The sequence below is a fragment of the Anaerolineae bacterium genome (assembly GCA_014360855.1).
GTDB lineage: Bacteria > Chloroflexota > Anaerolineae > JACIWP01 > JACIWP01 > JACIWP01.
This window is the reverse complement of sequence record JACIWP010000055.1, coordinates 1-10,233: the sequence shown is the minus strand read 5'-3', so window position 1 is coordinate 10,233 and position 10,233 is coordinate 1. Positions and strand designations below refer to the sequence as shown.

The following is a 10,233-nucleotide window of genomic DNA, read 5'->3' as shown; positions in this document are numbered from 1 at the left end:
CCAGCTCTCCCTGGTCCACCAGATTGCGCCGCTCCCAGTGCACATATTTCACGTACTTCGGCTCCTCCACCGTGCCTTTGGAGCCGCGCAGATAGGTGCCCTCGTGCTCCTCGGGCAGGGTCATCAGGGCCGGCACCCGGTCAATGACGTCGCCGGCTTTGGCCTGGCCGCCAAGCTGGTGGAGCGCCAGCAGGATGGCCAGTTGATAGCGCTGGCTCACGGGCAGGTCGCCCAGGCTGTCCACCGGTTTGGCCGCGGCCGGCGCAGGGGCTTCGGCTTTCGGAGCCTCTGGCGCGGGCGCAGGTTCGGGCGCGGGTTCAGGCGCGGGGGCGGGAGCTGGTGCCGGCGTTGGCGCCGGCGCAGGGGCTGGCGCGGCCGCTTTTTTGGGGGCGGCGGGTTTGGGAGTGGACGGCATAGCGGTAGGCGCCGGCGCGGCCGGCCGCAGGGCCGGGATCAGCTCGCGCTTGCGCGCCCAGTAGACCACCCCGGCCGGCGTTTCCCGGCGGTGGAAAAGCTGAGGGTTGGCGGCGACCGCCGCTTCTAACGCGGCGCGCACCCGCTCCTCGTCGGAATCCAACCCTCGCTCCATGAAGTAGCTCACCAGCTCCGCCTGTTCGAACTCGATGACGGCGTCCAGTGCGAAGCTGAAGCCGCGCAGCGCGAACAGGTTCAGGAGCCAGCCGGCGACTCGCTGTTCGGCTTCCGTGCCTTGTAGGGTATATGCTTCCATGGTATCCCCTCGCAGTGGGAGTAGATATCGGATCGGACAATCGGCCTCATATCATACCATGAAAGGCGAGGGGCGTCAATCATGCAGGCCCTTTGCGCCCAATCACGCTTTTCCTCCCGGAAAATCGCGTCAGGTAATTGACCGGGGCCCTTCTGTGTGCTACAATATAACTGATGAGTTGGAAAAGCCAAGGAACACGGCATACCCGGCGTTGGAGCGAAGGAGCAGGCACGCCACAGCCAACGCGGTGGCAGCCCTCATAGATAGGTAATGATGTACTGAACAGAAAGGGGTATATGCAAAGCGAACGTATGAGTGATGCATTCGAACAGGTTTTGCTCCGCTTGCGGCAGGGTGAGCGGCATCTGCGGAAGGCCGACATTCGGGCGTTGTCGGACTTGAACCGCCAGCAAATGCGAGAATTTCGACAGGTATGGGCGGAACTGCCGGCGGATATCCGCCTGAACACCATCAGCACACTGGCACAGATCGCCCAGGACAGCTTCGAGTACTGCTTCGACCGCATCTTTCGCGAGGCCCTCAGCGACCCGCTTCCCCAGATTCGGCGCAAAGCGGTGGAGGGCCTCTGGGAATGCGAGGAGGAATCTCTCGCCAGCACCTTCCTGCACATGCTGATGGAAGACCCGGATATCTCGGTGCGCAGTGCGGTGGCCGTTGGACTGGGGCGCTTTGTCTATCTGGCGGAATTTGATGAGATTGAGCCATCGCTGGCCGCGGCCATCGAGTCGGCCCTGCTGACCATCATCCACAATCCCAAGGAGCCGCTGGAACTGCGCCGGCGGGCGGTGGAATCCATCGGCTTCTCCGGCAATCCGGATATCCAGGCGGTCATCCGCGACGCCTATGAGGATGATCATTCCGACATGCGCATGAGCGCCATTGTCGCCATGGGCCGCAGTGCGGACCGCCGCTGGGGCAAGATCATCATGCAGGAGCTGATGAGCGAGGACCGCATGATGCGCCATGAGGCGGTGCGCGCGGCCGGCGAGCTCGAACTGCAGGAAGCCACCGATTTGCTGGCCCGCATCCTGGACTATGAGGACGACCTCGATATCCGGCGGGATGCGGTGCTGGCCCTGGGCAAGGTGGGCGGCAAGGGCGCCAAGGCCATCCTGGAGCATATCATCGCCAGCGAGGACGAGGACCTGTTTGACGTGGCCCAGGACGCCATGGAGGAGCTGACCTTCGGCGCACAGTTCCCGGAGATCAACGAGCTGTTGCGGCTGGTCGAAGAGGAGGAGCGGCGCGGCGCCGGCGACGAGGACGAGTCCGACGATTGGGAGGATTGGGACTGGGAAGAAGATTGGGAAGATGAGGAAGAGGATGACTTCCTCGATGATGAGGATGATCTCGACCGCTGGTGATCCCCCGGTGCTGGGCTAACTCTACTTCACTACCAGGAGGTGGATATGGTAGAAAAGGAAGGCAACGTATCGTGTGTGGAGCCGGCCGCGGGACCTCTCACTGTTCCCGAACCCACACCTGCCGCCACTGGCGCGGCGCCAAAGGAGGTACCAGCCATGCTAGCACGGGTCGGTAAACCAGCCCCAGATTTTGAAGCCAATGCCTATCATCAGGGCGGCTTCAAGAACATCCGTCTGTCGGATTACAAAGGCCATTGGGTCGTTCTGTGCTTCTATCCAGGGGATTTCACCTTCGTTTGACCCACCGAACTGTCGGCAGTTGCCGTCAAGTATGAAGAGCTGAAAGCCCTCGATGTCGAAGTTCTCGCGGTAAGTGTGGACAGCCGCTTCACCCACAAGATCTGGCAGGAGCAGGAGCTTTCGAAAATGGTGCCCGGTGGGGTGCCGTATCCCATGCTCTCCGACGCCGGCGGGAAAATCGGGCGCATCTACGGCGTGTATGATGAGGACGCCGGCGTGGATATCCGCGGCCGCTTTATCATTGACCCCGACGGCGTGATTCAGGCCATGGAGGTGCTCACGCCGGCAGTGGGCCGCAACGTGGCCGAATTGATCCGACAGATCAAGGCCTTCCAGCACGTCCGCGCCACCGGGGAGGTCATGCCCTCGGGATGGCAGCCCGGCAAACCCACCCTTAAACCTGGTCCGGATCTGGCCGGCAAGGTCTGGGAGGTCTGGAAACCCGATATGGCTTTCTAAAGGTTTGCGAACCACAGGGGTGAGTTGCCCCGGTCGGCAACTCACCCCTTTCTGCAGCGCCGATCCAGCTCTTGGCCGGCGGGTCATCATGGGCCCACGTCACACGGTGAGGGATTCGGGATGAACCTCCACAAAAAGCGCCTGTTGCGCACCGCCCAATCGGAGCAGTATGCCCTCTTCGACCTGGACCGCCTGGACGAGAACCTGAACCCGGTCAGCATCGGCAAGCTGGACCTGCATTTCACCCCGGATGGAACGTATGGCACCTTGCTGTTATGGAAGGAGATCGTGGCCCCGCTGGATGACCGCCGGCGCGAACTGCTCATTGACTCGCTCCTGGCGGAATTAAGCACCACCATGGGCATTCATCCCGAGTACGCGCTGGAGGTATTCACGCCCGAACTGGCGGAGTATGAGCTGTACAGCAATATGGAGGAGCCCGAGGGAGAAGCCGCCGGCGAGACGACCGACGACATCGGCTGACAGGCCCCCATCCTCTTCCCATCCCCCGCAGGAGCCCATCATCGTGGTCAGCAAACTGCTTTCCATCCTGATCGAGGTCATCGCCCCGGTGATGTTCATCGCCGGCGCCGGCTACCTGCTCCAGCGGCGCCTGGACATCGACGTGCGCACCCTCTCGCGCACCAATCTCTACTTCCTCTCGCCCTGCCTGGGCTTCAGCGCTATGGTCAAGGCCCAGGTGGCCCGCCAGGACCTGGCCCGCATGGCCGGCATTTCCGTCCTCGCTGTCCTGGTCATGCTGGCGCTGGGGTGGCTGTTGACGCGCATACTGCGGCTGGGGCGCGACCGAAGCAGTGCCATGATGATCGGGCTGGCCTTCACCAACTGCGGCAACTACGGGCTGTCCATCTGCTACTTTGCCTTCGGGGAGCTGGGCCTGGCCCTGGGGACGCTGTACTTCATCCCCTCGGCCGTGCTGACCAGCTCGGTGGGGGCGATGATTGCCTCGCGCGGGGGCGGTTCCCGCAGTTGGGCGGAGGCACTGCGCGATGCCCTGGGACTGCCCCTGCTGTACGCCACAGCGCTGGGGCTGACAGCGAACCTCGCCGGCTGGCACGTGCCCGATCCCCTGGTGAAAGCCACCGACCTGGCCGGCAAGGCCTCGGTCCCCATCCTGCTGATGGTGCTGGGCATGCAGCTCACCCGCGCCCAGTTGGACAAGGACTGGCCGACGCTGGCGCTGGGGACGGCGGTGCGGCTGTTGATCGGGCCGGCGGTGGGCGTCCTTCTGGCCAATGCTCTGCATCTCAGCGGAGTCGCCTGGCAGGTGGCTGTCCTGCAGTCGGCCATGCCGGCGGCCGTCACCTCCGTCATCATCACCACGGAGTTTCGTTCGGCGCCGGAGTACGCCTCCGGCATGGTGCTCATGACCACACTGGCGAGCACTCTCACCCTGACCGTGCTCATGGCGTTGATCACATAGCGCGCAATTTCAAACGAGGAAAGAAACATGCCTATCCGTTCGTTCATCGCCATTGCTCTGGGAGAGGAACTGCATCGGGAGCTGGACAGGCTCCTGCGCCGGCTCCAGGCGGATGCGCCGCCGAGCGCGGTGAAGTGGGTGCCGGCCGCCAACATCCATCTGACGCTGAAGTTCCTGGGAGACATTCAGCCCGAGCAGGTGGAGCCTATCCTTGCCGCCCTGCGCCGTGAGGTGGCGGACCTGCCCCCCTTCTCGTTCGTCGTAGAGGGGTTCGGGTGCTTCCCGGGGGTGCGCCGGCCGCGCGTCCTGTGGGCCGGCGTGCGGGAAGCGACCGGCCAGCTCCAGGCCCTGCAAATGCGGGTGGAGCGTGCCCTGCATCCCCTGGGATTCCCGCCGGAGGAACGCGGCTTCTCCCCGCACCTGACGCTGGGGCGGGTGCGGGATGGGGTGCGGCCGGCGGAACTGCGGGAGATATCCCAGTTGATTGAGCGCACCCAGATCGGGCAGTTGGGAGAGCAGGCGGTCACATCGGTGATCCTGTTCCGCAGTGACCTGCGGCCGGCCGGCCCGATATATACCCCATTGGGCGAGGCCCCCTTGTCCGGACGCAGGTAAGGAGGTCGGGGATGGCGCGCCTGCGGTTGATGTCGGTCATCGGCGCCGGCCAGTGCGACGCGCGCACCGCTGAAATGGCGGAGCGCGTGGGCTATGAGCTGGCGCGGCGGGGCTGGGGCGTGGTATGCGGCGGATTGGGCGGCGTCATGGAGGCGGCCTGCCGCGGGGCGCGGCGCGCCGGCGGGCTGACCATCGGCATCCTGCCGGGGGATGAGCCGGGCGCCGCCAACCCCTATGTGGATGTGGTCATTCCGACCGGCATGGGGGAGATGCGCAACGCGTTGGTGGTGCGTGCCGGCGAGGCGGCCATCGCCGTCGCCGGCGAATACGGCACCCTGTCAGAAATCGCCCTGGCCCTCCGGATGGGGAAGCCGGTGGTGGGCCTGCATACCTGGACCCTGCTGAAGGACGGCGTCCCGGACGCCGGCATCATTCCCGCAGGGTCCCCGGAGGAAGCGGTGGAAAGGGTCCTGCGGGCGCTGGAGGAGAAGCGGTGATGAATGTGTCGCGGGGGTATTATCTGGACCGGCATGAGGCCGGCCGCGTGCTGGCGGAACATCTGAAGCACTGGAAGGGCCAACCCGACCTGCTGGTGCTGGGCATCCCGCGGGGCGGAGTGGTGGTGGCCGCCGAGGTGGCCGAGGCACTGGGGGCGCCGCTGGATATCCTGCCGGCGCGCAAAATCGGCGCGCCGGGGAACCCCGAGTTCGCCCTGGGGGCCGTGGCCGAGGACATGGTCTACATTGACGAGCGGCTGATTGAAAGCCTGGGCATCAGCCGCAGTTATGTGGAGGGCGAGGCCCTGCGTCAGCAGGCGCTCAGCCGGCTTCAGGGACAGCGTCTGCGCGGCGGGCTTCCTCCTCTGCCCATCGAGGGCCGCACCGTGATCCTGGTGGATGACGGCGTGGCCACAGGGGCCACGGTGCAGGCGGCCCTGCTGGCGCTCCAGACGAAAGCGCCGCGCCGGCGCATCCTGGCCGTGCCGGTTGCCCCGCCGGCGGCGGTCGAGCGCCTGCGCGCCGCGGCGGACGAGGTGGTATGTCCGCTGATACCCGAGGAGTTCTGGGCCGTCGGCCAGTTTTACGAGGACTTTCGCCAGGTCAGCGATGAGGAAGTGATCCGCCTCATCCAGCGCCGGCGAGGGGCCGGCCAGGGCGCTGCTCAGTGATGCGGGTCGGGCGCCGGCCCATCCAGGGCCGGCTCGAACGGCTTGATGTCCAGCACGGGCGTGCGGTTCAGCGCGTCCAGCCCCTCCACTGTCAGCACGTTCCCCTCTATCCGGACCAAACGGACCACCGTCACCCCCAGGTGATTGGGGCGGTACGGGGTGCGGGTGGCAAAGACGCCGCGCAGGGGCTTGCTCCGGTCATCGCGCGGATGTAACTGCAGGCGCACCTCGTGCGCCCGGTCGAAATAGTACACCACCAGGATCTTCTCCACCTGGTCCAGGCCCAGCAGGCCGTCCAGATAGGCCGGCTCCAGCACGATGCGGGACGGCTGGGCGGCGATCTCCTCCGGCGCGGTCATCTGCTCGAACGCGTTTTCCACATACCCGATAGGGTACAGGACGATATCCACCGGTCCCATTCCTCCTGCGATTGACGGTTGCTGTGTCCATTATACCCGGGAAATGAAACAGGTGACAGCCGCCCGCCAGGGGACTGCCACCTGTTCGCGTGTATGGGGCAGGGAAACCGTACGGCCGGCTATGCGAACACGGCGCCGCCGCGCACCCGCTCCGGGAAGTGGCAGGCGGCCAGGTGTTCACCGCCGTTGACCGGCCGAAGCAGGGGCACTTCCTCCGCACAGCGTTTTTCCGCGTACGGACAGCGCGGGTGGAAGGTACAGCCGGCCGGCGGGTTGCGCGGGCTGGGGATTTCGCCCTGCAGGATAATGCGCCGGCGCTTGTCCCGCAGGCTCGGGTCCGGGATGGCAATGGCCGACATCAGTGCTTCCGTGTACGGATGTTTGGGCGCAGTGAACAGCAGTTCGGTGGGCGCCAGCTCCACCACCCGGCCGAGGTACATGACGGCCACGCGGTCGGCGATGAAGCCGATGACGTTCAGGTTGTGGGTGATAATGATGTAGGTCAGGTTGAGCTGTTCGCGCAGGTCTTTGAGCAGGTTGAGGATGCCGGCGGCCACGGAAACGTCCAGGCCGGCGGTAGGCTCATCTGCCACCAGCAGGTCCGGCCGCAGGGCCAGGGCGCGGGCAATGCCCACGCGCCGCGCCTGCCCGCCGGAGAGCTGATGCGGGTACTTATCGGCCTGCTCCGACGACAGCCCTACCATCTCCAGCAGTTCGTCTACCGTTTTCTTCGGGTCCTCCACCGGCACATGGTGGATGCGGAAAGGCTCCAGCAGGATGGAGGAGACCTTCATGCGGGGGCTGAGGCTGGAGATGGGGTCCTGGAAGATCATCTGCATGCGCGCCCGCAGGGGGCGGATCTTGGACTGCGGCCAGTGGGTGATGTCCTGGCCCTCCACGATGATCTGGCCGGCCGTGGGGCGTTCCAGCCGCAGGATGGTGCGTCCCAAGGTGGTCTTGCCCGAGCCGGATTCTCCCACCAAGGCTAGTGTCTCCCCGCGATGGACGCGCAGGTCCACCCCGTCTACAGCGCGCACCGCGCCGGCCTGGCGTCCCATCAACTGCGCCAACAGGCCGGCGGTGTCGTAAAAATAGGTGCGCAGGCCGCGCGTCTCCACCACCACATCGCTTTCCGCCAGGGCGCGATCCCGCACCGCCTGCACCACTGCCCGCCGCGAGTGCGAACCCGGGATCAGCTCCACCGCTTCCGCGGCCGGCTCCGGATGGTACGAGTGGCAGAGGATGACCTGCCCGTCAATGGTCAGGTAACCTGGCTCTTCCAGGTGGCAGGTCTGGGTGGCGTAGTCACAGCGCGGTGCGAACTTGCACCCTGGCGGGAGGTCGCGCAGGCTGGGCACGCGGCCGCGGATGGTGCGCAGGCGCTCCGCCCGCAGGCTGTGCGATGGATGGGAGCGCAGGAGGGCGCGGGTATAGGGATGTTTGGGGCTCTGGAAGATGCGGAAGACATCGCCGGCCTCCACCAGGTTGCCGGCGTACATGACGATGACCCGGTCGCACAACTGCGCCACCACGCCCAGGTCATGGGTGATGTACAGCACGGAGGTGCCAAACTCGTCGCGCAGGCCGCGGATCAGCTCCAGGATCTGTGCCTCCAGGGTCACGTCCAGCGCGGAGGTCGGCTCGTCGGCGATGAGCAGGGCCGGGTTCGACAGGAGGGCGATGGCGATCATGATGCGCTGGCGCATGCCGCCCGAGAACTGGTGCGGGTAATCCTCGATGCGGTCAGCGGCGTCGGGGATGCCGACGCGTTCCAGCATCCGCACGGCGCGCTCCAGCAGTTCTTTCGTGTCCGCTTTGGGCTGATGGGCGCGCTGGGCGTCCAGCATCTGCTCCTTGATGCTGAAGACCGGGTTCAGGGAGGTCAGCGGGTCCTGGAAGATCATGGAGATATCCTTGCCGCGGATATCGCGCATCTCTTCCTGGGAGAGCCGACATAAGTCCCGGCCTTGGAAGAGTATCTGGCCGGCGCTGATGACGCCGTTGGGCGGGAGCAGGCGCATGATGGCGGAGGCCACGGTGCTCTTGCCACAGCCGGACTCGCCGACAATGCCGACGATCTCGCCGGCGCCCACCGTGAAGCTCAGGTTGCGGACGGCGGTGAGGGTGCCGTCCCGCACATGGTATTTGATTTCCAGGTTGCGCACGTCAAGGACCGGATCCATCACGCCCTCCTGGTGCCGATGAGCCGGGGGTCGAGGACATCGCGCAGTGTCTCGCCGAACAGGGTGAACCCCAGTGTGGTGATGATGAGGGTCAGGCCGGCCCAGGTGATGGGCCAGGGCGTCTGCCGGATGAAGTTGAAGCCCTCCGAGAGGATGATGCCCCAGGAGGGTGTGGGCGGCCGCACCCCAAGGCCGAGGAAGGAGAGGCCGGCCTCAAAGGTGATGACCACCGGCAGGTCCATGGCGGCCAGGATGAGCAGGGGCGCCAGGATGTTGGGCAGAATGTGCTGGAGGACGATGCGCCGGCTGGGCGCGCCCAGCGAACGCTCTGCCTCGACGTACAGGTTCTGGCGGGCGGAGAAGACCTGGGCGCGGGTCACGCGGGCATACCCTGGGATCCAGGCCAGGCCGATGACCAGGATCTCGTTCACCAGCGAGGGGCCCAGCAGGGCCAGGATGGCCAGCGCCAGGATGACGGCGGGGAAGGCCTTGATGGTGTCCAGGATGATGACGATGATGTCATCCACGATGCCGCCGATATAGCCGGCGAGCAGGCCCAGGATGATGCCGCCGATCAGGGCAATGCTCACCGAGGGCACTGCGGCGATCAGGGCGATGCGCGAGCCGTAGATAATGCGCGACAGCAGATCGCGCCCCAGGTGATCCGTGCCCAGGAGATGGGCGCGCGAAGGCCCCTGGAGCATGCTGGGGATATCCTGCTTGGCGTAGTCGTACGGCGCCAGGACAGGCGCGAAGATCACGGCCACCAGGAACATGAAGACGATGAAGAAGCCCAGCGCGCCCAGCGGCCGCTGGAGCACTTCCCCCAGCACAGGGATGCGGTCCAGAAAGACTTGTACCCGACTGCGAGGTCTGATGACGAATTCCATAGTCCTTAACCCTGCATCTTATCCAGTTGGATTCGCGGATCGAGATAGGTATAGGCCAGGTCGGCCAGCAGGTTGGCGACGATGAAGAGGCACGCCACTACCAGCACGCCGGCGCGCACAATGGGATAGTTGCGGCTCTGAATGGCGTTGTAAATCAACGTGCCCATGCCCGGCCGGCTGAAGATGATCTCGACGAACACCGCCCCGCCCATCAGGTTGCCCAGGCCCACGCCCAGCACCGCCACCGTGGGGATGAGGGCATTCTTGAGTGCGTACTTATAGACCACCTTGCGCAGGGGGATGCCGGCGGCCAGGGCAGCGCGGATGTAGTTCTCGTTCAGCACCTCCAGCATGCTGGCGCGCACCAATCGGGCGAGGTACCCCACCCAGGTGATGGCCAGGGCGACCGCCGGCAGGATCAGGTGCCGGATGTAATCCGGGATGTTGCCCGGCTCACCCACGCCGATGGCCGGCATGGCCCGCAACTGCACGGCGAAGATGAGCAGGAGAAACAGCCCACCCACGTATGACGGGATGGTGATAAATGAGATCGAGAACAGCGCCAGGATGCGGTCCAGCCAGGAATCGGGATGGGTGGCCGAAAAGACGCCCAGAGGGATGCCCAGCAGTATCGCCAGGC

The 10,233-nt window shown here is 65.5% G+C and carries 11 protein-coding genes and 1 pseudogene (1 of these 12 only partly in view); 7 read left to right on the top strand and 5 right to left on the bottom strand.

The genetic code is table 11. The annotated features are described in order from the left end of the window. A pseudogene (locus tag H5T60_04640) lies at nt 1-730 on the bottom strand (hypothetical protein); it reaches 29 nt to the left of the window's first position. 311 nt (nt 731-1,041) lie between these two features. Here H5T60_04640 and H5T60_04635 point away from each other — a divergent pair. The 7 genes from H5T60_04635 to H5T60_04605 all read left to right on the top strand — a co-directional run bounded on the left by H5T60_04635 (nt 1,042) and on the right by H5T60_04605 (nt 6,101). Then, nucleotides 1,042-2,115, top strand: a complete 1,074-nt coding sequence (locus H5T60_04635; GenBank protein MBC7241712.1) for a HEAT repeat domain-containing protein — start codon at nt 1,042-1,044, stop codon at nt 2,113-2,115. 45 nt (nt 2,116-2,160) lie between these two features. Next, entirely contained in the window at nt 2,161-2,874 is a 714-nt protein-coding gene (locus H5T60_04630) for a peroxiredoxin (GenBank protein ID MBC7241711.1), read from the top strand. 120 nt (nt 2,875-2,994) lie between these two features. After that, the gene (locus H5T60_04625; protein ID MBC7241710.1) at nt 2,995-3,357 is read left to right on the top strand and encodes a hypothetical protein; all 363 of its coding nucleotides are present in this window, start codon (nt 2,995-2,997) and stop codon (nt 3,355-3,357) included. A 43-nt stretch (nt 3,358-3,400) separates the two neighbouring features. Beyond that, nucleotides 3,401-4,318: an AEC family transporter gene (locus H5T60_04620; protein ID MBC7241709.1), complete on the top strand. Its 918-nt coding sequence runs from the start codon at nt 3,401-3,403 to the stop codon at nt 4,316-4,318. Nucleotides 4,319-4,345: 27 nt separating this feature from the next. Then, a complete protein-coding gene (thpR, locus tag H5T60_04615; GenBank protein MBC7241708.1) occupies nt 4,346-4,933 on the top strand; it encodes an RNA 2',3'-cyclic phosphodiesterase in 588 nt (195 codons plus the stop codon). An 11-nt stretch (nt 4,934-4,944) separates the two neighbouring features. Beyond that, a complete protein-coding gene (locus tag H5T60_04610) occupies nt 4,945-5,430 on the top strand; it encodes a TIGR00725 family protein (GenBank protein MBC7241707.1) in 486 nt (161 codons plus the stop codon). Then, entirely contained in the window at nt 5,430-6,101 is a 672-nt protein-coding gene (locus H5T60_04605; GenBank protein ID MBC7241706.1) for a phosphoribosyltransferase, read from the top strand. The genes H5T60_04610 and H5T60_04605 overlap by 1 nt, the downstream gene beginning before the upstream one ends. On the opposite strand, the gene tsaA is transcribed toward H5T60_04605, so the two are convergent. From tsaA to H5T60_04585, 4 genes are all read right to left on the bottom strand, one after another. After that, nucleotides 6,095-6,520, bottom strand: coding sequence for a tRNA (N6-threonylcarbamoyladenosine(37)-N6)-methyltransferase TrmO (gene tsaA, locus H5T60_04600; protein MBC7241705.1), 426 nt, complete (start codon nt 6,518-6,520; stop codon nt 6,095-6,097). The two genes, H5T60_04605 and tsaA, sit on opposite strands and share 7 nt — an antisense overlap. 119 nt (nt 6,521-6,639) lie before the next feature. Then, nucleotides 6,640-8,703: an ABC transporter ATP-binding protein gene (locus H5T60_04595; protein MBC7241704.1), complete on the bottom strand. Its 2,064-nt coding sequence runs from the start codon at nt 8,701-8,703 to the stop codon at nt 6,640-6,642. After that, nucleotides 8,703-9,593, bottom strand: a complete 891-nt coding sequence (locus H5T60_04590; protein ID MBC7241703.1) for an ABC transporter permease — start codon at nt 9,591-9,593, stop codon at nt 8,703-8,705. The genes H5T60_04595 and H5T60_04590 overlap by 1 nt, the downstream gene beginning before the upstream one ends. Before the next feature lie 5 nt (nt 9,594-9,598). Next, a partial coding sequence (locus tag H5T60_04585; protein MBC7241702.1) for an ABC transporter permease occupies nt 9,599-10,233 on the bottom strand: 635 nt, incomplete at its 5' end.